We start from the raw sequence: 23,585 nt of genomic DNA on the forward strand, positions 1-23,585 counted from the left end.
CGGGTTACTTCTCGTCGTCCTTCTTCTTGCTGGCCTTCTTCTTCGCCTTGCTCGCCGCCTTCTTGGCGCCATTGGCGAGCCAGCCCGGCGCCTTGGACAGCAGCAGGACCACGATGAAGACGACGGCGGCCGCGATGCCGGCGTCCTGCCAGGTCCACCCGTAGTTCACGGGCAGGACCCACAGCGTCGTGATCCCGGCGGGGGCCGCGACGATCAGCAGCGGCGGCAGGGTGCGCGAGGTCGTTCCGCTCATGCGGTGTGCTCCAGTTCCTTGTCGTTCCGGTTGGCGTCCTGCTCGGCCGCGCGGGCCTTCTCGATCTCCTCGGCCATCGCCTCGGCGAACCCGGGCTGCGCCTCCAGCAGGGCCAGCAGCGCGGGCCCGTCCTGGCGGCGGACACCGATCTGCTTGGCGAGGGTGTAGGGGGAGAAGTAGCCGTTCCCGGTCCGGCGGCGGGTGTCGGTCGCGGCCGCGTACGCCAGTTCCCGGGCGACCCGGAACGCCTTGTCCAGGTGCTCGCTCAGGTCGCGTTCCGTTCCGGCCTTCGAGCCGTTCCCGCCGGACGCCTTCGCCGCATTCCGGGTGTCTGCGGGGTCGTTCCGCTCACCCTGTTCCGCACCGTTCCGCGCGGGGGCCGCAGGGGCCGACTCCCCAGGCGGGAACTGGATTTTGGCGTCCTCGGAACGCTCCCCGAAGTACCCGGAACCGGTCGGCGGCTGGAGCACGGGAACCCACTCGCCCCCCACCCACGGCAGCCCCCGGTACATGTGGGAACTGAGCCGCGCCTCGGCCTTGAACTTCTCCTTCTGGGCCCGCTCCCGGAACTCCTCGGCACGGGCCCGCATCTCGTCCGCGCGGGCCTGGGCCGCCTCAGCGGAACTCTCTGCGATGGCCGCCTCGGCGGCGGCCGCTTCCAGGGAACGCTTCAGCTCGCGCACCCGTCGGCGGCCCGCTTCGGAACGCGCCCGCTCCATGCGGGCCTCGGCCCGGCGCTGGCGCCGCACCCGTGCGGCCGTCGTACCCGACTGGCCGCCGTGGTGCGACTCCCACGCCTGATCCCACGCCTTCTGGACCGTGATCGTCTTGCGGTACGGGGCCCGGATGCGCCAGGCCGTCAGCGACACCAGGGGGTGCGCGATCCACCGGGCGAGCTGCTCGCGCACCTCGGCGGCCGTCCGGCCGCTCTGGGTGTGCTGGAGCAGACCGACCACCAGCTCGAAGGCGAGCACGCCCGCGAGGCTCGCGAGGGCGTTGACCTGTCCGGCCGAAGGGCTGGGCGAGTGGAGAAGGTTGAGGCTGGCCGCGATCAGCGCGCTGATGGCGGTCATGGCCCGGTAGCGGCCCGCCGGCGCCTTGCGGCGAACGGCCAGGATGGTCAGGGACGCGGAGGTCCAGGTCAGTCCCTCGACCACGCCCGGGACGACCCAGGACCGGGAGCCCAGGTCTTCGCGCATCGCCTCGGCCTGTGCCGGCCACGCGATCCAGACGGAGGCCACGATCAGCGCGGCGACGGCCGACACCGCGACGATCACGGGGAGGGCGTGCACCAGGGCCCTGCCGCGCCCCTTCCACTTCTGCACGGCCTCCTTGCGGACCCTCGCCTTCTCCTCGCGGGCGGCCTGGCGGCGCCTGCGCTCGACCCTCTGCCGCTTCTCCTCGACATCCAGGCTCTTGTCCTCGACGTCGAGACCGGCGAGCTTCTCGGTCTTGTCCGCCTCGGCCTCGGCCTGCTTGGCGCGGGCTCCGGCCTCCTTGGCGGCGGCCCGTCCGACCTGGCGGCGGTCGACGCGGGTCATCAGGGGGTTGGGGTCGGTCTCGGTGCGGGGTTCGGTCATGGTCATCGGGCGGTGATCTCCTGAGCGCGGGGGGCGGCGGCTCGTACGGGGGGCTTCGGCGGGTTCTGGCTGGCGTAGACCTGGGTGCAGCGGCCCAGCTTGTGCGCCTGGTCGCGGTCGGCCAGGCGGTGGGCGTCCAGGGCCGCGCGGGTCAGCGGGAGGGTGCAGCGGGTCCTCATGTCGTCACCGCCCGAGCGGCCGCGCTGTGGGCGGCGGCGGCGTTGATCCCGCGACGGGCCAGGAGGATGACGCCGAGGGCGCCCGCGACCAGGACGACGGCGGCCGCGATGACGACGACGGCGAGCGCGGCGGCGCCGACGACGACGACGAACAGCGGGATGACCAGGAGGAAGATCCCGGTGTGCAGCTCGTCCACACGGACGAGGAACAGGCGGATGCAGGCGTTGATCGCCTCGATGGTGCGGGCGTCGAACTTCACGCGGCCCACCCCCCGGCGAACTCCTCGTCCAGGCCGAGGCCGGCGGCGGTGTTCTCGGCGTGCTCCAGCTCGTCGACGACGGCGAGCAGCGCCGGGCGGGGGGCGGTGGCGGTGGTGCGGCGACGGGCGGTGAGGGCGTCGCGGTCGTCCAGGTCCAGCAGCAGCATGGCGACGAACTCGACGCGGGCGCTGCGGGTGCGGGCGGAGTCGGCCGGGCGGCCGAGGAAGAAGCGCTCCGGCTGTCCGGTCAGGGTGGACAGCGCGTGCAGCGCGGCCCCGAACGGGGGCCTGGCGGCGGTCTCGGTGGTGGTCACGGTGGTGCCCTTCGTTGTCGGGTTTCGAGATGTCGTGCCGGGCGGGGGGCCATCCCCGCGGGGGGTCCTGCACGGAAGGTCGCCCCGGCGCGGCAGGCCTTCCGTTTGTCCAGCTCAGGGGTTTATTGCATACCCCTTATTAGCCACTCACATTGTGTAGACAATGCGGTTGCCGAGATGAATCTTGCCCCTTTGATCGCCAGGAGTCAAGAGCTTGGTGGACTCGCCGCACATTGAGTAGACAATGAGGGAAACCGCAGGTAGAACTAAGCCCATGTCACCTAGTCAGAAGCCGCCCGCGCTCTATGTGCGGATCGCGAATGAACTGCGCCAACGCATCAGCGCGGGGGAGTTCGCCTCCGGTCCCCTCCCCACAGAGACCTCGCTCGCGGAGAAGTACGCCACCACGCGCGTCACCGTCCGCAAGGGCCTGGACCTGCTGATCCAGGAGGGCCTCATCTACGCGGACCGCCCGCGGGGGCACTTCGTGCGGGTCAGGCGCCCGATGGTCTACCGGCCGCAGCAGGAGTTCAGGAAGCGCCCGCTCAGCCCCGAGATGGACAGCTTCCTCACCGAGATGAAGGAGCAGGGGCGCGAGGCGTCCCAGACGATCGAGGTCTCGGTGGTGCCGGCCCCGCCCATCGTGCGTGAACGGCTCCGCCTGGAGGAGGGCGAGCTGACCGCCGTCCGCCGCCGCGTCCGGTTCCTTGACTCCGAGCCCTACCTTTCGAACGACTCCTACTTCCCCCGCGCGCTCGTCAAGGACAGCGACGAGATCATGAACCCCGCCGACATCGCGCGCGGGGCGAACGTCGTCCTGGCCGAACTCGGCTACGAGCAGGTCCGCACGGTGCGCGAGTACGAGTGGCGGATGCCGGACCCGGCCCAGACCGCGCGCCTGGGCATCCCGCCCGGCACTCCGGTCGCCGAAGAGGTCGTCACCGGCTACACCGCTGCCGGACAGCCGGTCAGATGCGTGATCAACTGCCTGCCCGGCGACCGCATCAAGATGGTCCTGGAGGACGAGCGGCCTCGCCTGGGAAGCGAGTTGACCATCGCCCCGGCCGCCCCGGAGGACCTGGAGACCGTTACGGGCCTGTGGAAGCAGGCCGGCGACTGGCTGCGGGAGCGCGGAAGCGACCAGTGGCAGTACGAGCCGCGCACGGACCGCATCCGGGAGAACATCGACGCCGGGGAGTGCTTCCTGGTCCACGACCAGGGCATAGCGGTCGCCACCATCACGCTCGACACCCATGCCGATCCGGATTTCTGGAACGCGGACGAGGCCGCCGAGGACGCCCTGTACGTGCACCGGATGGTCGTGCGCCGGGACGCCAGCGGCGAGGAACTGGGAAGCGCCCTGCTCGACTGGGCGAGCACCCGGGCCGCAGCCGGCGGGAAGAAGTGGCTGCGCCTCGACGCCTGGCGAACCAACCGGGGGCTCCTCGACTACTATCGCGCCCGCGACTTCGACCTGCTCCGCACGGCGTCGGCGGAAGGACGCCAGTCCGGCGCTCTCTTCCAGCGCAGGGCCGGCCACGTCCGCGGAGTGGGCCCGACCCTGACGGAAGCGGTTGACTCTTCAACCAGCCTAGAGGGCAAATGACTTCGTCCCCCCGGCGACACACCCGTTACGGTGCGTGTGGTCGGATAGACGACCAGGGAGGAAGAACCCTCCCAAACGCAACAGGCCCCCTCGGGGGCCTGTCGGTCCGCCTGCGGGGGTCGAGACCCGAAGAGCGGCCGCACCTTAGTAACGGGGGAGGTGCGCTTTCGATGAGCGTACGGGTTCAGGCGATACCGCCGCGGCGACCTTCGGGCTGCGCCATGCCGAGCGGCCGGAAACGATCACTCGGCGCCCGCCACCCGTACCTCTCGGCTCCACCACGCTGAAAGTCTGATGGCCGCCCCGCCGGAGCGGAACGGCCATCAAGTGTCGACTCGCCCAGAGTCAATGCCCCCGAGGGGGCGCCAACCCACACCCATAGGTGGGGCCTCGCTGCCGTGTTGCCACACGAACAGCAGCGCCAGGATAAGGGCGGCACCGCGTTATCAGCACATTGATCACACGGCTTGTCCTCGATCTGGCCAATGAGGCTCCCCGAATCGTCCTCAAAGGGAAGCACTCGTGCCATTCCAGCACCACCCGTCCATCTACCCGCCCCACAGCACTTCCATCTCCGCCGTCCTTGGTGAAGGCCGATGAGCCTCACACCGATGCTCTGGGCGATGAAGGCCGCCCCCGTCGCCGACACGACCGAGAAGCTGATCCTGATCTCCCTCGCCGAGCGAGCCGACGAGGACGGATGCGACGCGTTCCCGTCCAAGGCCACGCTGGCGAAGGATGCGCTCTGCGACGAGAAGACCGTCCAGCGGAAGCTGGGCAAGCTGGTCGACCGCAAGCTAATCGGCCTGGGTGATCAGCGGGCCGCGCAGTACATCGAGAAGCGCTACCGGCCGAAGGTCTACGACCTGCTCATCCCGTACAGCTGGTTCCCGGACGTCGACGACATCAACCAGACCCGCCGGCGGCGCGGCCGAGGACTCCTCACCCCGGAAAACCGTCCCGACATCGCGCCCGCGCCCACCCGCGCACAGCGCTCTGACAAGGGGAAACCCCGCACCAAGCAGAGCTCTGCCTCATCCAGGGGGGACAAGGAGTCCCCCCTGGAGAGCCAAGGTGCCGCTCCCGCTTCAGGGGGGACTGAGAGTCCCGCCAGGGGGGATTCTCAGTCCCAGCAGGGGGGATTGACAGACCCCCGAACCTCCCCTGTTGAACCTCCCCACTCAAACCTCCCCATGGCGCCTTCGGCGCGAAGCGCTGGCAACGGCCGTCAGGCCCCTACAGGTAGTAGCGCGCGCGGGACGTCGAGCGGCTCCGCCGCGGCCGACGGCGCAGAAGCGCCGAAGCGGAGGTCGGCTCGATCGAACAGGGAAGTGCTGGTGACCGCCGAGGTGCACCGCGTCCTCGAAGGCTTCCCGGACGCCCTCCGCGAGGCCCTGGTCCGCAAGGTCCGCACCGACCGACCGAAAACCGTGATCCAGGCGATCGAGAAGCAACTGGCCGGGGGCGGCCTCGTCCAGGCGAAGCTGCTCGGGGACCGGGTCGCTCGCCGCTGGGTGACGCACGGGTACACCAAGCACTACGCCGAGGGAACCCTGACCAGCCCGGTCGGCGCGGTCGTCGCCATGCTCCAGCCGGGGCCCTGCCCCGAACCCCGCTGCGAGGACGGCAAGCTCGACGACGGCAACCCCTGCCGCAGCTGCATCGAGCGGGAGAAGAACCGCCGCGCTGACCAGGAGCGGGAGCAGAAGGCTCGGGCCGAGCAGAAGGAAGCCGAGTTCCGCCGTCGGGCCTGCCCCCACTGCAAGGAGGACCGGGGCACTGCCGGCCAGCCGTGCGGCGACTGCTCCCGAGCCATCGCCTCCTCGAAGCGGGACGCGGCCGTCTATGTTGAACGGGCCGTGTCGACGTACCACGCACGGATCGGCGGCGACGACCAGGCGGCCGCCGTCTTCCGGGCCCACGTGATCGAGGGGATTGAGCGGGCCCGCCGGGTGGCGGCCGAACGGGGTGCGGACGTCCTGGGGCAAGCCCTTGCGGTACGACTCGCCGCCGACGACTACGCCCGCGAGCAGGCCAGGCTCCACCAGGTCGCGGCCGAGGAGAACGTAGCTCTCGCTGCGGGAACCGACCACCCCGACCTCGGCCTGGACCTCGCCATCCCGGCTCAGGAACCACGAGCCGGTGACCACTGCCGCGGCCACGAGAACACCGGCTGCCCCTGGGACAAGCCGGCGGTCACCGACGGCCTGTGCGCCCGGTGCCGGATTGAGGTCCTGAAGAAGGAGCCCGCCCGCGTCGGTTGAGGCACCACATGGGTCGGCCCCCGGGGGAACTCCTGCCGGGGGCCGACCCATGTCCGTTGTCCGTCGGCATCGAGGCGCCTACGGCGCGTTTCCCCGATCACTCCGCCACGCAACTGCGCCGCCGTACGGGCTTCGGTGGGCAGGCGGCTTCGCCGCGATCAACGGCGCGAGCGCCTCAAGAAGTCCGTCGTCGAATCGGCTCAGCGGTACCCACCAAGATCCGAAAGCCCAAGATCAGACCGGGTCCACCCCCTTCCGTAGCCAGCCGCTTTTCACCCTCCGCGATCCGCAGCCGGTGGGCGGACAGGTACGACCAGGGCCGCCGACCTCGTCCGTGGTGCACCCGTCCTCCGGCCGGGTACCTGGGGGCTCCTCGCCCCCAGACCCCCCGCCAGCGCCCAGGGCGCGCTGGACCGCCCACCCCTGGGGGGCGCCTCCCCCCAGACCCCCCACCAGCGCCTTTCGGCTGCGCTGGACCAGCCACTGCCGCCTGCCCTGCGCGACACTCCGCTGCGCTCCGCGTCCCGCACCGCTCGGGCCCAGGGGGCCCTCCCTGGGCAGTTGCCCCTGGAAGCAGTGGCCGATGCCAGTGGTGGGTCAGGGCGGTCCCTCCGTGGCGTTGTCGTCCGCCGGCCCGGTCGTGGCGGGGGCGAGGGGCTGAGGTCGAGGAGGGCCTGGAGGAGCTGGACGCCGAAGTTCGAGTGCGGGCCGGCCCAGGGCCGGGGAGGGAAAAGCGGCTGGCAAGGAGAGATCGGGGGATGCTGTTGTCGCGCGGCGAAGCCGCCTCCCTCGGATGGGCCACCGCACACGGCAAGATGGCCACCGGCCCGTACTCGGCGAACGCGCCGCGCGCGGCGCCTCCTCGCCGCAGGTCGCCACCGGCCTCTACTACGTAGTTAGAGGCGAAGATCGTTTTCCCTGGTCAGGCGCTTGGCGAGTAGCTCCGAACTGCCACTCAAGTTACAGTTTTGGCGCTTCCGGTTTCCTATAGGAAACTCACCCCGTTCACACCTGCTCCGGCGCCACCTTCTCGCCGCGACCCGGCGGCACCTCGATGTGCTTGCCTATAGGCAAGCCGAGTGGATACGGTGTGCGTCTCCGGTTGCGTATAGGCAATCGCCCGAGGTGAGGAGGGGTATGGCAGGGGCAAGTCCGGTCCGGCGCGGCAAGGCCGTGAACACCGAGACCGGCGAAGTTGTGCAGATGTCGTTCTTCGAGGACGAGACGATCCAGCGCGCGAGAGTCCGCTACGACTGGACTCCGAATCCCGGGCGACACGTCAACGTTCCGAAGGTGCTTCTGGCGAAGCTCTACGACAAGGACAGCGGGTACACCGCGAAGCACAGGGATCTGTTCTTCTTCTACCTCGCCCACTCGCCGGACGGCGCCCAGCCCCTGCGGCTGACCTACAGGGAGATCGCCGAGGAGCTGGGAGGACGTCCGGCTACGATCTCGACGCTCCTGGGTACGCTCCATGCGGGCGGGCTTCTCCTTGAGGCGGAGAAGATCGGCCGCATGACGTTCTACAGGGTCAATCCGCGGGCTGGCTTTGACGGGTCGGCGGTGAACCAGGTGGAGGCCGTCAAGGATGCGCGCCTCCCGGTCGTACCTGCTCCGGCCGTTTCGGCTCAGAAGAAGAAGGAGGCATCGTGACCTCTCCCGCGATGCGGCAGCGCGAACTGCCGTTCTCGGCCGACCTCATGCGTAAGCTCCTGGAGGAGACGGCCGAACTTCCGGGTGCGGATTACCGCGTCCTGAGCTACTACGTGACGGCTGGCCCGCTCGGTGAGACTGTCCGCGAGACCGCCAAGACGGTGGCGGGGACCGTGAAGATCACCGAGGGGACCGTCTCGAAGAGCATCGGCCGCCTGGTCGCCAACGGCTGGCTGGCCCTGGCTTACCGCGTCGGCGCTGTTCCCTTCTATCGCGCCGGCGACAGGGTGCTGGAGCTGGCGGCGGTCGGCGATCAGCAGGCCGAGCAGCCGCTGGCCACCGTCAGTCACCTGCCGATGCGAGGTACCGGCGACGAATAATCCGCCGCTCGTGGCCCTGGGCCCGCACCCCCGATTCCGGGGTGCGGGCCCTTTGGCGTGACGGGGGCAGGGCGAACCCGGCCTCGAACCCTTCCGTTCCTGCTTTAAGCATGGTATTGTTCTGACTGCTGGAAGGGGTTGGCGCCCCGACCGGCATTCACTCGGAACCCACCGCAGGAGATGAGTAGATGAACGAGAGCACCATCCGGACCGAGCACATCGCCGCAGGCTCCCTGATGCGCAACGATCGAGTCGTGATCGACGCCGACGAGCTGCCCTACCTCGTGGACGCGGTCGCGGACATCCCGGACGGAGGGGTCCGCGTCACGTACTCCTCCGGGGACGCCGTCGAGTACGCGGCTGGCGAGCAGGTCGCGGTCGTCGACTGCTGAACGGGTGATCGGCGCGGCCGCCGAGGCGATCACCGATTTCATGCCGGCTTCCGGCCACCGCGCTCGCGCTGGCCCTGGTCGTCCCGCTGGTCGCGCTCGACCACCCGGGGCCCGTTGGTCACAGCCAACGGGCCTGGAGCGGCGTGAATCCCGTGTTGGCTCTGACCAACACGGGTCCGCCGCCGAGATGTACGTAACCCTGCTGCCCGTACCTTGCGGTGTCGGGGGCACCACGACGAAGGAGACGGACCGGAGATGAAGAAGACGCTCGACCTCGACGCCGCGTTGACCGCCGTGCGGGAGCTGGCGGCGCGCGTCGTGGAGACGTACCAGCCGGGGCGGCACGCCACCGTCTGGGAGATGGTCAAGGCGATGGAGGAGAACGAGGGGTCGGCCCTGGAGCTGGCCAAGGCCGTCCAGGAGCTCGACGCGTACGCGAGCGAGCACCGCCGGGCGCCGCAGGAGTGGCGGCTGGGCCGCGAGCTCGCGCCGGAGGAGGCCCGCAGGTTGATCGAGCGGCACCCGGAGATCGCGCCGCTTGGCGAGGCCGGGGTGATCTCCCTGGCGAAGGAGGGCTTCTGGTGGGTTCAGATGGCCGGCATCGTCCGTACGGTCCAGGCCGGTACCGTCGCGTCCGGGCAGTAGCAGGTTCGACCCGAAGGGAATCCCGTGGAACACCCGCCCTTTCCGGCGGAGCCGGAGGCGATCGTCGTCCGTGACGAGATGTGGGAGCTGCTCCAGCGCGACCCCGGTCTCCTCCGGGCCGCCCAGGCCGTGAAGGCCGACGCGTCGCGGCGGGACCTGACCGGCTCCGAGCTCCTGACGGAACTCGCCCGCCAGGGCCGGCGGCCCGCCGTATCCGCTCCGATCCGTATCCCGTTCACGTAGCCCATCCGCGGCCGCGCCGCAGCCGCCCCTCAAGGCCCGTCTCCCACCCCTCCGGGAGGCGGGCCTTCGGCGTACCCCTCGGGGCGCGTACCGGGCCCCCATAACCGGCATGGGGATAATTGACCTCCGCGCCCGATCCTCCTCCCTCGGGTCCGTGGGCCCTACTGGGCCCACTCCCCCTCAGGACACCCGGTCCGACGCGCCGCGGCGAGCCCCCGTGACGTAGTAGCGGCGTCTCCGGGTTGAGCGGAGTGGGCCGTGCCGGTGGGCACCGGGCTCGGCCCTCGTCCACGGCGCGGCACCTTTGAGCGGAGCGGGCCACCGCTCAGCCATAAAGGCGCTGGAGGTTAATTATCCCCCTGGCTTGAGAGTGCGCGCCCAAGGGCGCGCGAAAGAGGGGCGGAGGGGTGGGGCGGGGCCGTGGTACCGGTGGAGCCCTTCCCTGCGGCCCGTCCCGGGCCGAGCAGGCCCCGCCCCACCCCTCCGCGCTGCTTCTCGTCCGTGCCCCCTGACCCGCCGTCGCAGTCTGCGGACCGTGGTCGTGAACAGACAGAAAGGACGCGCTCCGCGCGGCGACAGAAGAAGCGGGGCGCCGTATCGGTGCAGGTGGTGACGCCCCCTCGGGCCTCAAGTCCCCCGGAAACGGCCCTGAGTGCTCCTCTCCCGCGCTCGCGGCGCCTGCGGGCCCGATTCCGCGCCGGATGGGCTGCTGGGCGCTCTGGGGGGCTTGTGGGGCCGCAGGGGGAACGGGATGACGGGGTGCCTCCCCGGCCCGGAACGCCGGGTCGGGGAGACGCACACCGCGCGGCCCCGGTGATGTCAACTTCTCGGTGACATCACCGGGGCCGCGTATCTGCCCGGCGGCGCCGCCTTCGCGAGACCGGACGCCGGCGGAGTGAGAGGAAGATCAGATGTGGCGCTCGCCGGGGCGCGGGATGCCGAGGACGAACCGCAGGCTCTCGCGCAGTGCGTCGTCCTCCTCGCTCAGGACGCGGTTCACCAGCTCCTCCGTGCCCGATCCGGGCGGGGGGCTGTCGTAGCGGTGCCGGGCGTCGTCGTCGGCCCGCAGCTCGAAGCGGGCCATGCCCACGCCGACCGGGTCGGCGGCGACCAGGGCGTTGAGGGTGCTCCAGCCGGGCGGTCCGGGCTGCGGATCGGCGACCAGGACGTACATGCCGATGTCCGCGTGGACCAGGGCGTGGCCGAGGTCGTGGGGGAACGGGTCGGGAACCGGCAGTTCGGCGCCGTCCATCAGGGCCAGTTCGAGCGGGTGGCGGCGCATCCGGCCCCGCGTGCCGACGAGGGACAGGTACGTGCGGCCGCCGCCGGGCCGTTCGGTGAGGAAGTGCGCCATGTGCTCGTGCATCCGCGTGGCGCGGATGAACTCCCGGTACTCGGCGGCGCCGGCCACAGCCTCTGCGGCGGCCGGGTCCGGGTGGTGCCACCAGGAGATGACGACGGGCACGTCCTCGCCGGTCTCCGGGGACTCGGTGAGTTCGTACGAGGTGTACAGGCGGTTGGGCTCGTAGCCGAAAGGAATCATGAAGGGCTCCCAGGGGCCGGGGATTGTTCGGGCACGTCCAGGCGCTTCGGGGCGCCTGGAGACCTCCGCGTCGGCGGAGACAACCCCGCGTTGCGGGGAGCATCAACCCAGGGCTCTGGGCGAGGTGAGCATCATGGCAGGGAGCACTGACAGCGGTGGGGCGTAGTTCCCGGCAGCCGCCGCTTTCCTGGAGATCCCGCCGCCGAAGGTTCGTCCAGCCGAGTCCCGGGGCGGTCTGCGAAGCCGCGTCAACTTTCCGGTGACGCGGCTGACGCCGTGGCGATCACCCGTCCCGGTGGCGCTGTCCGCGTCGGACGGTGTGGCGGCCACCGCCTGCGTCACGGTGGTCACATGCCTCGCCTCACTGCCCTGCTGGTCCCCCTCGTCCTGCTCACCGCCTCGGCCTGCGTGAGCGTCCCGGCCGCCGGGCGCCCGGCCGGCTCTCCGGCCCCGGCCCTGGCCCCCGCCGGCGCGGTGCACAGCTCGGCGCCGGCCCCGAGCCAGGCGCCCGCGCGTGAGGCGCTGGTGCGTACGGACGACGGCGAGCCGCAGGCGACTCCTCTTCCTCCTCGCGAGCGGGCACGGCAGGAGCCGGCCGCCCCGGCGCGCCGGGCGGACCGCCCTGGAGCATCGGTGCAGCAGCGGCCCCGGACGGCGGTGCGGTCCGCTCCGGCCGTACCGCGTCGTCCGGCTGCTGCACCGCCGCGCAAGAAGCCGCCGCGCCGCCCGAACGCCGCCCCGGCCTACGACATGCGGACGCTGTGCCGGTCCGCGGCGCGCAACGGAGTCGGGCAGAACATCGTCGACCTGTGCCGCTCGGCGTACGGCCGCTGACGCCTGAGCGAGTGTCAACTTTTTGGTGACAATCGTCTCCGGTGTGGAAGGGTGGCCTCATGGCCATTGACCACACGAAGCGGCGGCGGATGCAGGAAGCGGCCGAGGAGCTGTTGCGCGAGCGCTACGGCCAGAATCGCCACTACCTCGACCCGCTCAAGCTGATGCAGGAGGTCCGGGCCCAGGCGCTCGGCTACTACGCGGGCGACGGCGGCGAGGAGGTGGCGGAGGTCCCGGCGGAGGACGTCCTGGCAGCCCTGACGCAGATGTCAGAAGCGCGAGCCAAGCTGGACACCCTGGAGCGCGATCTGATCCGCGCGGCCCGTAACCGTTCGGCGTCGTGGCAGAAGATTGCGGACTCGCTCGGGCTGGCGAACCGGCAGGCCGCCGAGGCGAGGGCGACCCGCCTGGATCGGGCGGCCGAGTCTCACCACCGCGATCGCGATGTCCGCACCCAGCGGCGCGACCGCGCACGGCGGCGGACGGTGGAGGCGTGGTGCCGTGAGCACGAGACCCGCATCGAGACCGTCGCCGGCGCCCTGGTCGACGTCGCCGGCGCGTGGCCGGGGCTGGCGCAGGACGCCGCTGCGGCCGTCTACCTGGACCTGCTGTCCAAGACCACCGACGGCGCGCGGAGGATCGAGTGCCTGGAGATGCTGCGCTGGCGGATCGCGCCGCACGGCCAGCAGGGTCCGGAGCCGTCCGGCCCGCGGGCCGGTGAAGCCGCCCTGGCGCGTGACGCCCTATGCGAGCTGCTCGACGAGGTGTCCGCGGCCCGCCTCGCGGCGGATGACGCCCGGCTGTCAACGAAGCGGTGACAACGGTGTGTAGCCGCGCCCCAGGCCGCGGCGGCGCGTCCTCGGCCGTCCTCGGTCGTCCGGAGGCGTGAGGGCGGGGCCGGGGTCAGGGTCGGGGAGTTCACTGGGCGGCAGTCCGAGGTCTCGCCGGAGCCGGGCCAGGTCCTGCCGCAGGAAGGTGAGGGCGGTCCCGGCGGCGGTGTGAGCTGCGGCCAGGGCCAGCAGGGTGATCTCGACCGCCTCGATGGCGTCCTCGGCCACCTCTCCGGTCCAGGGCCCCGTTCCGCCGGCGGCGTCGTGCAGCGCACAGGCGGCCTCGGCCAGTGCTTCGGCCTGCTTGGCGAGAGCCGGTGCGGCGGGGTGCTGCGTGGTCCTCATGGCCGGTGAAACGACCCGGCGGACCTAGGGCAACGCTGCCGGGCGTGTCCGCCGGCCGGGCGATTCGTTGTACCGGTGTGACGACTACCGACGCCGATCCCGCGTACCTCGCCGGCTTCCGCGGCGCCCACACGGCAGTACTGGGCCTGCTGCGCGGCTACTTCCGCGCGGACCAGGCCCCCGTTCTGCGGGCCCATGCCGACCTGCTGGCCGACAGCGGTACGACGGAGCGGGCGGTGTCGGTGGTGGGTCTGCTGCTGCGTCAGGGCGGCGTGGAGCTGCGGGAGAAGGACCCGGGTGCCCGTCTGCCGGAGCTATTCGGTCCGGTGGGGGTTTCTCCGGCGGACATCGAGCGGGACATCGCCGAGGCGCTGCGGGCCCTGGAAGCCGGTTCGCTCTCCGGTCTCTTCGGCGACGCCCCCCTGGAGGGCCCGAGGCTCGTGGCGCTCGTCCACGCCGCCGCGATCCGGTGCCTGCGGCAGCGGGCCGCGCACCTGAGCCGGTCGGGCGTCCGCCGCTGGCTGGAGACGTGGGAGGCCACCGTCGCGACCGCCGAGCAGGTCTCGGTCTCGCAGGCCGAGGTCCTGATGACGATGGACGCTCTGGGGCTCTTCGGGAACGCGCCCGCGGCCGCCGCCGATCCGCTTCAGGAGGCGGCGCAGGTGGCTGTGCAACTGGTGCGGGGCTACGGCCTGGCCGAGCCGGCCCAGGTGGCACGGGCCCAGCTCCGGATGGCGGCGAGCCCGGCCGTGGCCACCGAGACCTTCATGCTGGTGCGCCGGTCCATGCAGACCATGGTCCCGCTCGCCACGGCGGCCGGAGCGCGGCTGTCGCCGCAGCAGCAGGAGGAGCGGCTGCGCGCCTTCGCCGCGCTGGCCCCCGAGGCGACGCGGGCGGCGCTGGTGGCGTACCTGGAAGCGACCAACGCCGGGCACCCGACCGGAGGCGTGGACATGGACACCGCGCACGGCCGGCAGGTCTCGGCCCACTACGCGGCGGTGTTCCTGGCGATGTACGGGCTGGCCGCGCTCGGCCGGGACGGCTTCGCCGGGTGGGTGGACGACATGATGGCGGCCGGCTGACGCAAAGCCGGTGCCTCCGGCCATTGGCGGCCGTACGCTGAGCACAGAGCCGCCCAGGGAGGGATTCCCCCGTGCCTTCCCTGGGCGGTTTTCTGCTGCTCAGGCCGCCTGCCTCGAAGCCGCGGACCGGACGGCACCTGAGCACGGGGGACGGCGTCAGGCTGACGCCGGGCCGTAGTGGACACCGTGCACGGTCCCGTCCTCCCGCAGCACGCCGGCCTTCCGCAACTTCTCCAGCGCCTCGTCGACCTGGCTCTGCTCGTAGCCGAGCTGCGCGGCGATCCCGTCCGTGGACCGGTGCCGATGCTGGCCCGCCTGAAGGGTGAGCCACATCGCGACATCGCGTTCGACGGGCCCCGTCCCGGAGTCCATCAGGCCGCGCAACAGCTCGGTGCTCACCACCACGTGCTTGAAGCCGGGCGCGGGGCGGCATACGCGGTCCTTCAGCTCGTCCAGGAACGTCAGGGTGGGGGCGTACTCGGCGGTCGTCTCCTCGTCGCCGAGGACAGCGCACACCGACTCCACGGCGGCCCGCAGGCTCGTCAGGACCACCTGCATCTGTTCGGGGCAGCGGGCCGCCGCCAGGCCGGGATGCTTTTTCGTCGGGGTGAACGCCTTGCCCAGGGTCGTGGTGGCCTCTTCGAGGCAGGTCAGAGCCTCGTGGAGCGTCTGGACGGAGTCGGGCAGGCTCGGCAGGGGGGTGTAGTCGCCCCCGTCGATGGTCTTGGAGAACTGCCGGGTGACGTTGAGGTCGCGGAGTCCGTGGACAGCGGCCAGCGCCTCGACGGCGAGGGTCACGGCGCGGGTGGCCTGGACAATTCCGTCGGCCATGCGGACCACGGTGCCGCGACGCTCCCGCGCGGAGGTCTTCGCCTCTTCGGCGCGCAGTGCCTGATGCTCGGGCCCCAGGTTCTCGAAGGCGGCGACGAGCTCGGCCACCGCGCGACGTACACCGTCCTCGGTTGTCGTGACGGTGGTGGTGGCCTGCTGCTGAGTGGTCATCGGCTTCCTTCGAATCGACGTGGCGGCGACTGGTCGCGCCGCCGCGCGCGGTGACGCGCCGATCGGCCGCGTCGTCGCATACAACGGCGAGAGTAGTGGCCGGGACACGGCCGGATTCACCCCGGATTCGCTTCGTTCTGCCGGTATCCTGATTGTGGGCATCGCGTAGGCCCAAGCCCGCCGTTGCGGCCCATGACCGAACGGCACGAGGGCAGAGGTGCCAGGGTCCCCCGGGGCCTGGTCAGCCGCCGGACACGGCAGCGCGCCAGCGCACGAGCCTCGTCGTCCTTGACGACTTCCTCCGTCGTGCGCCGTTCCTCGTGCGCGCCGGGTCATGGGACCGTGCCGCGCCGAAAAGAGTCAGCCGTGCCGAAGAACGACAAGACCCGTCGCCGCAAGAGCCACGCGGAGCGCGAGCGGATCAAGGCCAGGAAGGCCGCCAGCGGCGCCTCGTACACCTCCGCCCAGTCGGGCACCGTCCACCGTCACCGGGGCCCCGAGATCGGCCCGATCGACGGCGTCGGCTTCGGCGCCGACCGCCAGGCCGACATGCAGACCGCTTCCGCGCTGATCGGGGCCTGCGTGGAGCAGTGCCGGCCGTGCCAGGCCAGCCTCGCGGACAAGGTCCTCGCCGGTGACCGGCTCGTCATCGCCAGCCTCGCCGGCACCGTCTACTCGCTGCTCCCCTCCCCCGGCGCCACGTGCTCCCCGGCAACCCGGAAGTTCCACGCCGTGGCCCACGACACCGCGCGCCCCGGCTACGGATCGGCAGTTCTCGCCGCGGTCGAGGAGCTGAACGCGGAGGACCTGGAGGCGCTCCTGGAGGACACGCTCGACCTGTGGACGGCCGCCGCCGGAACCGCCCCGGCCGCACAGGCCGGCACTCCGGACCGGGAGGCGGACGCGGACGAGGAGGACGCCCACCGCTACGCCGCGGCGAGCGGGACCGCCTACCTGATGAGCGCGGGCATCGACCAGTTGCTGAGCCTGGAGGAGATGCGGGGCCTGATCGAGCACGCGGAGAAGTCGGCCGGCTCGGACGACCCGGTGGTGTGCTTCCTGTGTGACGAGCCGATCGACGTGACGGCGGAGCGGGAGGTCCACGTCGGGGTGAGCACCCGGACCCTGGCCGTCGACGGCCGCAAGTTCGACACAGTGCATCCGGTGTGGACACATCCCGGCTGCGGCCGGACTCGCATCTGGCCGTGGCCGGAGCTGATGGCGGAGCGCCAGCGCCGCGGCCTGTACGTGGCCCCCGAGGACCGTCAGTCCGAGAAGCCGACCGTGCCGGGCCCTCGGAACGCCGACTACACGCACTTCAGCCTCGTCCGGAAGCCGGACGGCGGGACGATGCCGATAGTGCTCGTCGAGCCGGGCGAGCCGGACGAGTACGGGATCGAGGGATACCTGGCGGCCCGCCTGTCGGAGGGGTTCAAGCCCGTCGACCTGGGCGGGAGTCGGCCCTTCCCGGCGCTGGACGGGTGGCACCTGCGGTGCGAACGGGGCCGGATGGTCTCGGTGATGCGTGCGGGCGGCGGAGCCTGGTACCGGCAGGAAGGCGGGTACGCGACCCCGGGCCACTGGCGGCAGGCGGCCCGGCAGCGCAAGGCGCTGCTCCTGGTCGTGCCCGCGGGCACCGTGGGCGACCGGCAGGGCGACGACTGGCTGGCAGCGGTGAGCCGCGCCGCCGGGGCCGGCCACGTGCTGGGCGGCCTCGTCGCGGTCCGCGGGACGCTGTCGTGACCCGCCGCAAGACCTTGCCCGGGGTCGTCCGCGTACGGATCACCGGCGACGACGCGGCGACGCAGGCCCTGCTCGACGTACTCGCGGAGCACTTCACCGTGACGAAGCCGGACCCCTACAGCGGCGGCCGCAGCTACCTGGAGGTCGACACCCGTCCCGGCTCGGCCCCGAGCGGCGCCGGCCCCGAGGACGACGGGCCCGACCTGCCCGGGGCCTCGAAGTACCGTCCCGCCGAAGTGCCGTCCACGGTCGCGGTGACGATGGCCCGCCAGATCAACGCGGCGCACCTGCACCTGTTCGCCTTCCGGAACCTGGTGCAGACGTACGGCGACGGCCTGGTCCCCGAGTGGCCGAAGCCTGGCCGGGCCCCGGACAACCCGGTGGACCAGACGCTCAGCACGGCGTCGGATCTGCTGTACGAGCTGCGGGAGTGGAGCAGCCGCACCGCCCACGCCTCCGGCGCCGTCTCGGTCCTTCCGGAGATCATCGCGGCGTCCGAGGAGCAGCGCCGGGCCGAAGCCGTGCTCTACCCGCCGGGCGGGTGGTGCGCGCTGCCGGGCGGCACGATGCCGCCGCCCGGCGAGAAGCGGCCGGCGGAGAGCGCGGCGGATCCGATCTCGGCGCAACTGCTGGGACCGGTGCCGGAGAAGCGCTACAGCGCGCGGGCCTCGGGGAGGTCGGTGCAGCGGGCGTTCCCCGCGGTCGCGGATACCCCGGCGGCCGCCGTGTGGACGGCGGAGCGGGCGCTGTACGGCTACGTCTGCCAGCACTGGGAGGCACCCGGGGACACCCCGGCCGACCTGGCGGCCGCCGTCGACGGCCTGGACGAACTCGCCGACACCTTCACCAGCGCCTGCATCCACGTCCTGGAGGAGATCCGGCGCCGTACGAAGGAGGGGCTGCTGGTCGACGTCGACGAAGACGCCTTCGACGAGGCGGCGGCCGCCGTGCGCGAGCAGTTGGGCATCGAGGTGGAGCGGGTGCCCAAGCTCGCGTACGCCCTGTCGCGCGTGCGCCAGGCGATGACCGGGGCGCGGGCGGCGCTGCCGGCGGCGGGCGGCGCTCGGGCTTTCGACGCTCTGGCGCAGACCAGGGCCCTCGGAGCCCTCGACGGCAAGACCCTGCCGGAGGTACGTCACAAGCTGGGCGGCGAACGTCACTGGCAGCGGCACCGCTCGAAGACCCGGATGCCGGACTACACCGCGACGGACTGGCTGAGCAGGGCCATGCACTGGATGCACGCCGCTGGCGTGAACGCGTACGACCACGGAGCACACCTGGCCGCCGAACGGCACAAGGACGGGGGAGAGCGATGAGCCGGAGTGAGGTTCGCGCGGTGGTGGGTCCGCAGGTGGCCGCCCTGACGCTGGTGCGGGCGCTGATGGGCGGAGCGCTGGAGAAGAAGGGCCTGGAGCAGACCGTGGACCAGGCGGCCGGTCGGCGCGGGGTCCGCGAGGGCCTGCTCCACATGTCGGAGTGGGCGCGCGGCGCGGATCTGCGGACCGGGATCGTGCCCGTCGTGTGCTCGCTGGGCCGTACGGCGGTCGCCGGCCTGTCCATCACGCAGAACGGCGATCCGGCGGCGGTCGCCGAGTGGCTGGAGATCCAGGCCCGTACGGTGCGCGAGCAGCCGGTCAGCCTGACGGTCGAGTATCCGGCGGACTCGGTCGTCGTCGACGTCGCCGCGGTGTTCGCCGAGGAGCTGCACGAGAGCGGTGAAGCCGACCCGGCGGCGCTGGAGGCCAGGGACCGGCGGGCCGCCGAGCTCGTGGTCGCGTGGGCGCGGCCGGGTGCGGCGATGCGGGACCATGTCGAACTGCTGCTGTGCGCCGGCTGGTTCGCGGCGGTGATGCTGGCGCACGCCTTCCGCTTCGACGGGGCTCGGATGCAGGAGTACGTGGAGAGCCACGCCCGCGCCTTGATCCTGGCGGGTCGCCGCTGACCGAGCGGCCTGACCGTAGCCGGGGGCTGCGGTCAGACGGCGGCCGGGACGAGTTCCAGGGCCCGGATCAGGGCGCCGATCCGGTCGCGCGGGCATCCGGCGACCGGGGCACCCAGGACGAGCAGCCACCGGACCACGTTCGCCGGGACCGGGTTCCATGTGCCGAACGCGACCTGCGTCAGCCCGGCCTCGGCCGCCCAGACGCGCCGGGCCTCCGCCTCTCCCCCGCGCATCTGCCCCTCGATGATCAGGTGTGCCACCCGCAGGGCGGGGATGTGGTTGCCGTGCTGGAGGTCGCGGTACGCCGCGGCGGCGGCCTCGCTGTCCTCGTCGCTCTGCTGACCGTGGGCGACGAACTGCGCCAGGAGGACGGCGGCAAGCTGGAGTTCGTCACGGGCCACCAGCTCGGCGGTCACCGCCGCCAGAAGCTCACCGGCCTCGTCCGGCGACTGCGCCGCTGTGGTCAGCGTCCATTGCAGGAGCTGCCGCACCGGCAGGGACTCGATCAGCTCGGCGGGGCCCATCTGGAACGAGCCGACGAAGGTGAGCGAGGTGTTGAACGGGTTCTCGGGCCTGGTCATGGTCGACATCCTGGCGTACCTGGGCCGCGCCGACGGCGGCGATTCGACGAGTAAGAGGGTGCCTCCGTTGACGGCGACACCCCCTCTTCGACGAGGCCCTTCATTACGGACTCACCGCGAGCCTCCCGCCGCGCGGGCGCGGGCGGCCTGCTGGAACTTCCGGTACCACCGCGGGGAGCGAATGTGTTCCCCGCGGGCGCGAGCCATCACCAGGAGAAAGGTGCCCACACCCAGCGCGGCCGCTGCCACAGCGGCGAGGCCGAGAGACAGCCACACGCTGCCGCGAAGGATCGTCACGGTCTGACCGGCCGCGTACGCGCCGACGGTGACCGCGCCGCACACCACCAGCCGCTGCCACAGCGGCGACCCGCTCGCCCACCAGTACCGCAGTCGTGTGTACACCGCTTCTCCCGGGGTCGTCCTTGAGCGAGTCGTCCTGAATCACGAACGCCTCTTCTTCCCACTTCCGTGACCGTTGAATCGTCCCCCGCCAGAACTCAAGAGCACGGGTGAAGGCCGTGGAGGCGCGTGCCGTCTGCGTGGAGGGGCTCAGGTCCGCTCCAGGGCGTCCAGCAGCGGCTGCTTGTAGCCTGCGGCGGCGAGGTCGTCGTTGGCGAGCTTGGCCCGGTGAAGGAGCTTGAGCGTGGCGGTGTGGTCGGTTCGCGCCCAGGCCGCCCGGGTCGCTTCCCGCAGGGTGCGCCGGGCCCGCAGCACCTTGGGGTCGGTCTCGTCGCCGGCGGCCGCGCGAGCGGCATGGAAGGCGTCGACGGCCTGGACCGCCTTCGCCATCGCGGCGGCCGTCTTCTTCTTCTCGACGTCCTCCGGCAGCAGGGGGTTGAGGACCACGGCCGGGCCCCAGTGCGGGGTCTTTGATCCGGCTTCCTGTTCGGCGGTGTAAGCGCTGCGCTGTTCCTGCACCCCGAGCCGCAGTTGCTCCAGGCCCTCCGGGAGCTCCCAGCCCTTCCCGCCGCTGCCGGTCACCGCGCCCTTCAGTTCCCCGACCTGGGCGACGTAGCTCTCGATGAGGCCCTTCCTGCCCAGCGGGGTGCCGCGCCGGTAGGCGCCGTGGCCGTGCGAGACGAGCAGGGCATTCTTGCTGCCTTGCAGGCCCGTGATCAGCTTGGCCCTGATCGGCAGCCAGTTCTCCAGCGCGGCCTGGGTAATGGGCGAGACCGGCCAGACCTCGGTGAGGTGCAGGTCCGAGGCGACCGCTTGCGGATTGCGGATGATCTTCACCCAGGACAGATCGGGAGCGAGATCCGCGATGCCGCAGGTGCAGAGTTCACCGGTACGGGGGGCGGCGTCCAGAACCAGGCCGACGACGACGAGCATCCGGGCGAGGCCGGGGTCGGAAGGCTGCTTCTCAACCTGCGCGGTCAGCCCGTTGTGCAGCTGGCTGCGGGCCCAGGCCGGCATCGTCGGCTTCCGGGGCGGCTTGGGGTAGGAGATGGCGCCGCTGGGGACACCGGCCTCGCGGGCCAGCCGGCGCAGGATGCTGGACCTGCGCCGCTGGGAGGTGGTCACGCCCTTGGGGCTGTTCTTGTACCCCCGCAGGCGCAGTTCCCCGTCGTCGGTCAGCTCGCACAGGGCGGTGGCCCCGGGGCCGAGGAGCTCCCGCAGCGACGTGCCGTACCGCTCCTTGTAGTCCTCCCGCTCCAGCGCCTTCAGGATGGTGCGGGAGACCCAGCGGACGTGACCGGCGACGGAGTCGGTGACGTCCGGGTCCGCCAGCACCTTCTGGACCAGCGCGGACAGTTCTTCGACCGCCGGAAAGCGGTCCTTGTCGGTGCTCGTGGGCACTTCGGTTCCCTTCGGACTACGGTCCTAGGTTAATTATCCCTCGGTCGGTCTGGTCATTCTGCACCACCGGGCGCGCTCCCGTCGTTGTTCCGTCGGCACGATCGGATCGCCCTTCCTTCGGGGCCGAAGGAAGGGCCGGTCACGATAGGTTTGCCCGGATTCCCCGCGATGCTGAGGAGACAGAGAACCGATGGCGAAGAACGCACCCCCCGCGAAGCAGGTGACCGCCGACATCCCCGGCCACTGGGAGATCGCCGCCGGCGTTGGCCGGGGCCTGGTCGCTTCGGCCGCTGAGCTGTCGTACGAGAAGCGCAACGGCCGGTGGGAGCAGGTGGGGATCATCACCGTGCGGGGTCCGGGACTCGATCGCACCGGCGCCAGGACCGGCGAAGAGACCGAGCGGACGTTCGCGCCCGGGGAACCCGGCCACTACGTTCCCGACTGGCTGACCGACCTCGTCGATGAGCACCGCCCGCGCCCCGACACCGACTGATCTCGGCCGCTTCTGGGCATCGTCACCAGCGGCAGGCCGGGCGGCATACGCTCGTAGTGGACCGAACGTGCACCCAAGGGAGCTTTCCGTGACGACGCAGTTGCCGGACATCTTCGAGACCCGGCAGGCCAAGGCGCTCCTCGCCGCGCTCCAGGCCGGAGACCTGGAGCAGGCCCGGAAGATCGAGAACCACCTGCTGGCCGAAGCCGCGCACAGCCCCGAGGACCGCGAAGTCCTCGCGGACCAACTGCGCGCGTCGATGCTGTTCCGCGCGTACGTCGACGCATCCGGCGCAGGGGATGAGGTGATGGCCCTGCTGTTCCAGAAGCTCCTGACGGAGACGTGTTCGGAGCAGACGGTCCAGGCGACGCTGATGAGCGGCCTGCTGTACTCCGGTCTTCAGCGGGGCTCGCTGCCGGCGGATGACCACGATCGCCTGACGGAGTGGATGAACAAGGCGGACGTCGGCGAGGAGATGAAGGCCCGCCTGGCCGGCATCACGCGGAGCGCGTAGGAGCGTCTCCGGCATCCCGGCGTCAACTTTTCGGTGACACGAGTGCTGGAGTGTCGGTGCCCCGTGCGATGCTGCCGGAGAACACCCGCCGACAGGAGGTTGATCGTGTCGAATTCGGCCGTGAGGGCACGTCTCGGTGCTCCGGCGCCGGACAGCAGCCTGCCCTTCGTCGCGTCCGTCTGCGCCTTCGGTTGCGCGGCGGCGGCCATCGCGGTCACTGCCCACTCCCGGCTCCTGTTCGATCACCTGTGGCTGTCCGGCGCGCTGTGGGGCGCCGCTGCCGCGCTCGGCTACGCCGCCGGGTGGGGGCTGTCCCGCCTCCTCAAGCTCCAGCGGCGCGCGCTGACCCCGAGGCTCGCAGTCGTCGCACTGACCTTGGCGTTCGCCGCGGTGTGGGGCGTGAACAGCATCGCGTCGCACGTCTTCATGAGTGCCTGGAGCCGGTACCTCTCCGAGCTCGGCGGCCCGGGTCAGTGCTTGGCGGGGACTCCGTACGGCAACGACCGGGCCAGCGTCGTCACCTGGGCCATCGAGGGCGACGACCGCATGGAGGTCCGGCCGGGCGGGCCCGTCCCGAAGGGCACGCCGAAGGAGTACAAGTACCCGACCCTCAAGCTGAAGCACGCCGTCAACGGAGGCGCGCGCCCGCTGGCCCCGGCCGACGACGCGTCCCGGGACCTGCTTCGCTCCTACGGCTGCCGCTGAGCCGAGTCGGCGGCCGCGCCCTTCACGCGAGGGTGGCCTGAGGAGTGCGCGGGCTTTCACTCGAACGAGGGATAGGGCCCTCTCCCGCCGAGGTGGCGAGCCGGGTGTAGTCGAGCGCGGTGGCCCACAACCACCGGGCGCCGTGGTCGCTCTCGGAGGACATCGCGCAGGCCGCGTTACCCGCCGCGTGGGCCCACAGGTCTCGCTGGCGGCCGCCGTGCCCGGCTTCCGCGGCCCGCAGCGCGGCGACGATCGCGGCGGCCGGCGGGGGCTCCTCGGCGTCCTCGTCCAGCCACGGGCGTACCGCCTCGGCGATGGCGAGCGCTGTCTCCCGGGAGAAGGAAGTCACAGTCATGACGACACCATGCCCGAGGGCGCCCGCCGGGCGGGCGTCCTCGGGAG

The 23,585-nt window shown here is 71.7% G+C and carries 28 protein-coding genes; 16 read left to right on the forward strand and 12 right to left on the reverse strand.

Annotated elements, in window-relative coordinates:
• Positions 1 to 4 precede the first annotated feature (4 nt).
• The 5 genes from ACIP5O_RS33180 to ACIP5O_RS33200 are packed head-to-tail and all read right to left on the reverse strand — an operon-like array spanning position 5 to position 2,586.
• Positions 5 to 253 carry a hypothetical protein gene (locus ACIP5O_RS33180; protein WP_401300361.1) on the reverse strand — a complete coding sequence of 83 codons (249 nt, stop codon included), beginning with the start codon at positions 251 to 253 and terminating at the stop codon, positions 5 to 7.
• Positions 250 to 1,839, reverse strand: coding sequence for a DUF2637 domain-containing protein (locus tag ACIP5O_RS33185; protein ID WP_401300364.1), 1,590 nt, complete (start codon positions 1,837 to 1,839; stop codon positions 250 to 252). The genes ACIP5O_RS33180 and ACIP5O_RS33185 overlap by 4 nt, the downstream gene beginning before the upstream one ends.
• Entirely contained in the window at positions 1,836 to 2,012 is a 177-nt protein-coding gene (locus ACIP5O_RS33190; RefSeq protein WP_401300366.1) for a hypothetical protein, read from the reverse strand. Before ACIP5O_RS33190 ends, ACIP5O_RS33185 begins: the two co-directional genes overlap by 4 nt.
• Positions 2,009 to 2,272: a hypothetical protein gene (locus tag ACIP5O_RS33195; RefSeq protein WP_401300369.1), complete on the reverse strand. Its 264-nt coding sequence runs from the start codon at positions 2,270 to 2,272 to the stop codon at positions 2,009 to 2,011. The genes ACIP5O_RS33190 and ACIP5O_RS33195 overlap by 4 nt, the downstream gene beginning before the upstream one ends.
• Positions 2,269 to 2,586 (reverse strand): hypothetical protein, encoded by a 318-nt coding sequence (locus ACIP5O_RS33200; protein WP_401300371.1) that lies wholly within the window; start codon positions 2,584 to 2,586, stop codon positions 2,269 to 2,271. Before ACIP5O_RS33200 ends, ACIP5O_RS33195 begins: the two co-directional genes overlap by 4 nt.
• A gap of 274 nt (positions 2,587 to 2,860) precedes the next feature.
• On the opposite strand from ACIP5O_RS33200, the gene ACIP5O_RS33205 reads away from it, so the two are divergent.
• The 7 genes from ACIP5O_RS33205 to ACIP5O_RS33235 all read left to right on the forward strand — a co-directional run bounded on the left by ACIP5O_RS33205 (position 2,861) and on the right by ACIP5O_RS33235 (position 9,769).
• The gene (locus tag ACIP5O_RS33205; protein WP_401300374.1) at positions 2,861 to 4,192 is read left to right on the forward strand and encodes a GNAT family N-acetyltransferase; all 1,332 of its coding nucleotides are present in this window, start codon (positions 2,861 to 2,863) and stop codon (positions 4,190 to 4,192) included.
• A 596-nt stretch (positions 4,193 to 4,788) separates the two neighbouring features.
• Positions 4,789 to 6,456, forward strand: a complete 1,668-nt coding sequence (locus ACIP5O_RS33210; protein ID WP_401300377.1) for a helix-turn-helix domain-containing protein — start codon at positions 4,789 to 4,791, stop codon at positions 6,454 to 6,456.
• Positions 6,457 to 7,629: 1,173 nt separating this feature from the next.
• The gene (locus ACIP5O_RS33215) at positions 7,630 to 8,109 is read left to right on the forward strand and encodes a transcriptional regulator (RefSeq protein ID WP_401300379.1); all 480 of its coding nucleotides are present in this window, start codon (positions 7,630 to 7,632) and stop codon (positions 8,107 to 8,109) included.
• Positions 8,106 to 8,489, forward strand: a complete 384-nt coding sequence (locus ACIP5O_RS33220; RefSeq protein WP_401300382.1) for a hypothetical protein — start codon at positions 8,106 to 8,108, stop codon at positions 8,487 to 8,489. The genes ACIP5O_RS33215 and ACIP5O_RS33220 overlap by 4 nt, the downstream gene beginning before the upstream one ends.
• A gap of 188 nt (positions 8,490 to 8,677) precedes the next feature.
• Positions 8,678 to 8,881, forward strand: coding sequence for a hypothetical protein (locus ACIP5O_RS33225; protein WP_401300385.1), 204 nt, complete (start codon positions 8,678 to 8,680; stop codon positions 8,879 to 8,881).
• A gap of 255 nt (positions 8,882 to 9,136) precedes the next feature.
• A complete protein-coding gene (locus tag ACIP5O_RS33230) occupies positions 9,137 to 9,526 on the forward strand; it encodes a hypothetical protein (protein WP_401300388.1) in 390 nt (129 codons plus the stop codon).
• 24 nt (positions 9,527 to 9,550) lie between these two features.
• A complete protein-coding gene (locus ACIP5O_RS33235) occupies positions 9,551 to 9,769 on the forward strand; it encodes a hypothetical protein (RefSeq protein WP_401300390.1) in 219 nt (72 codons plus the stop codon).
• A gap of 907 nt (positions 9,770 to 10,676) precedes the next feature.
• Here ACIP5O_RS33235 and ACIP5O_RS33240 read toward each other — a convergent pair.
• Positions 10,677 to 11,312 (reverse strand): hypothetical protein, encoded by a 636-nt coding sequence (locus ACIP5O_RS33240; protein ID WP_401300393.1) that lies wholly within the window; start codon positions 11,310 to 11,312, stop codon positions 10,677 to 10,679.
• A gap of 351 nt (positions 11,313 to 11,663) precedes the next feature.
• Between ACIP5O_RS33240 and ACIP5O_RS33245 the strand changes: the two genes are divergently transcribed.
• The gene (locus ACIP5O_RS33245; RefSeq protein ID WP_401300396.1) at positions 11,664 to 12,146 is read left to right on the forward strand and encodes a hypothetical protein; all 483 of its coding nucleotides are present in this window, start codon (positions 11,664 to 11,666) and stop codon (positions 12,144 to 12,146) included.
• 59 nt (positions 12,147 to 12,205) lie between these two features.
• A complete protein-coding gene (locus tag ACIP5O_RS33250) occupies positions 12,206 to 12,964 on the forward strand; it encodes a hypothetical protein (protein WP_401300398.1) in 759 nt (252 codons plus the stop codon).
• Here the strand turns inward: ACIP5O_RS33250 and ACIP5O_RS33255 are convergent.
• On the reverse strand, positions 12,950 to 13,321 hold the full coding sequence (locus ACIP5O_RS33255) for a hypothetical protein (RefSeq protein WP_401300401.1): 372 nt from the start codon (positions 13,319 to 13,321) through the stop codon (positions 12,950 to 12,952). The genes ACIP5O_RS33250 and ACIP5O_RS33255 overlap by 15 nt on opposite strands.
• Before the next feature lie 77 nt (positions 13,322 to 13,398).
• Between ACIP5O_RS33255 and ACIP5O_RS33260 the strand changes: the two genes are divergently transcribed.
• Positions 13,399 to 14,403 carry a hypothetical protein gene (locus tag ACIP5O_RS33260; RefSeq protein ID WP_401300403.1) on the forward strand — a complete coding sequence of 335 codons (1,005 nt, stop codon included), beginning with the start codon at positions 13,399 to 13,401 and terminating at the stop codon, positions 14,401 to 14,403.
• A 156-nt stretch (positions 14,404 to 14,559) separates the two neighbouring features.
• Here ACIP5O_RS33260 and ACIP5O_RS33265 read toward each other — a convergent pair whose 3' ends face one another.
• Positions 14,560 to 15,405 carry a hypothetical protein gene (locus ACIP5O_RS33265; protein ID WP_401300404.1) on the reverse strand — a complete coding sequence of 282 codons (846 nt, stop codon included), beginning with the start codon at positions 15,403 to 15,405 and terminating at the stop codon, positions 14,560 to 14,562.
• Positions 15,406 to 15,771: 366 nt separating this feature from the next.
• Here ACIP5O_RS33265 and ACIP5O_RS33270 point away from each other — a divergent pair, with 366 nt between their 5' ends.
• The 3 genes from ACIP5O_RS33270 to ACIP5O_RS33280 are packed head-to-tail and all read left to right on the forward strand — an operon-like array spanning position 15,772 to position 19,090.
• Positions 15,772 to 17,148, forward strand: coding sequence for a hypothetical protein (locus ACIP5O_RS33270; protein WP_401300407.1), 1,377 nt, complete (start codon positions 15,772 to 15,774; stop codon positions 17,146 to 17,148).
• On the forward strand, positions 17,145 to 18,464 hold the full coding sequence (locus tag ACIP5O_RS33275; protein WP_401300410.1) for a hypothetical protein: 1,320 nt from the start codon (positions 17,145 to 17,147) through the stop codon (positions 18,462 to 18,464). Before ACIP5O_RS33270 ends, ACIP5O_RS33275 begins: the two co-directional genes overlap by 4 nt.
• The gene (locus ACIP5O_RS33280) at positions 18,461 to 19,090 is read left to right on the forward strand and encodes a hypothetical protein (RefSeq protein ID WP_401300413.1); all 630 of its coding nucleotides are present in this window, start codon (positions 18,461 to 18,463) and stop codon (positions 19,088 to 19,090) included. Before ACIP5O_RS33275 ends, ACIP5O_RS33280 begins: the two co-directional genes overlap by 4 nt.
• 32 nt (positions 19,091 to 19,122) lie before the next feature.
• On the opposite strand, the gene ACIP5O_RS33285 is transcribed toward ACIP5O_RS33280, so the two are convergent.
• From ACIP5O_RS33285 to ACIP5O_RS33295, 3 genes are all read right to left on the reverse strand, one after another.
• A complete protein-coding gene (locus tag ACIP5O_RS33285) occupies positions 19,123 to 19,671 on the reverse strand; it encodes a hypothetical protein (RefSeq protein ID WP_401300416.1) in 549 nt (182 codons plus the stop codon).
• 111 nt (positions 19,672 to 19,782) lie between these two features.
• Positions 19,783 to 20,073, reverse strand: coding sequence for a hypothetical protein (locus tag ACIP5O_RS33290; RefSeq protein WP_401300419.1), 291 nt, complete (start codon positions 20,071 to 20,073; stop codon positions 19,783 to 19,785).
• Between the two features lie 147 nt (positions 20,074 to 20,220).
• On the reverse strand, positions 20,221 to 21,471 hold the full coding sequence (locus ACIP5O_RS33295) for a hypothetical protein (RefSeq protein WP_401300422.1): 1,251 nt from the start codon (positions 21,469 to 21,471) through the stop codon (positions 20,221 to 20,223).
• 190 nt (positions 21,472 to 21,661) lie between these two features.
• Here ACIP5O_RS33295 and ACIP5O_RS33300 point away from each other — a divergent pair, with 190 nt between their 5' ends.
• The 3 genes from ACIP5O_RS33300 (at position 21,662) to ACIP5O_RS33310 (ending at position 23,183) form a co-directional block, all read left to right on the forward strand.
• Complete coding sequence (locus ACIP5O_RS33300) at positions 21,662 to 21,964, forward strand: hypothetical protein (protein WP_401300425.1); 303 nt, start codon at positions 21,662 to 21,664, stop codon at positions 21,962 to 21,964.
• A gap of 88 nt (positions 21,965 to 22,052) precedes the next feature.
• Positions 22,053 to 22,478 carry a hypothetical protein gene (locus ACIP5O_RS33305; protein WP_401300428.1) on the forward strand — a complete coding sequence of 142 codons (426 nt, stop codon included), beginning with the start codon at positions 22,053 to 22,055 and terminating at the stop codon, positions 22,476 to 22,478.
• 120 nt (positions 22,479 to 22,598) lie between these two features.
• Positions 22,599 to 23,183, forward strand: a complete 585-nt coding sequence (locus ACIP5O_RS33310) for a hypothetical protein (protein WP_401300431.1) — start codon at positions 22,599 to 22,601, stop codon at positions 23,181 to 23,183.
• 22 nt (positions 23,184 to 23,205) lie between these two features.
• On the opposite strand, the gene ACIP5O_RS33315 is transcribed toward ACIP5O_RS33310, so the two are convergent.
• Positions 23,206 to 23,538 carry a hypothetical protein gene (locus tag ACIP5O_RS33315; RefSeq protein WP_401300434.1) on the reverse strand — a complete coding sequence of 111 codons (333 nt, stop codon included), beginning with the start codon at positions 23,536 to 23,538 and terminating at the stop codon, positions 23,206 to 23,208.
• Positions 23,539 to 23,585 lie beyond the last annotated feature (47 nt).

Origin of the sequence: Streptomyces sp. NPDC088915 (assembly GCF_044749825.1) — a bacterium.
Taxonomy (GTDB): domain Bacteria; phylum Actinomycetota; class Actinomycetes; order Streptomycetales; family Streptomycetaceae; genus Streptomyces.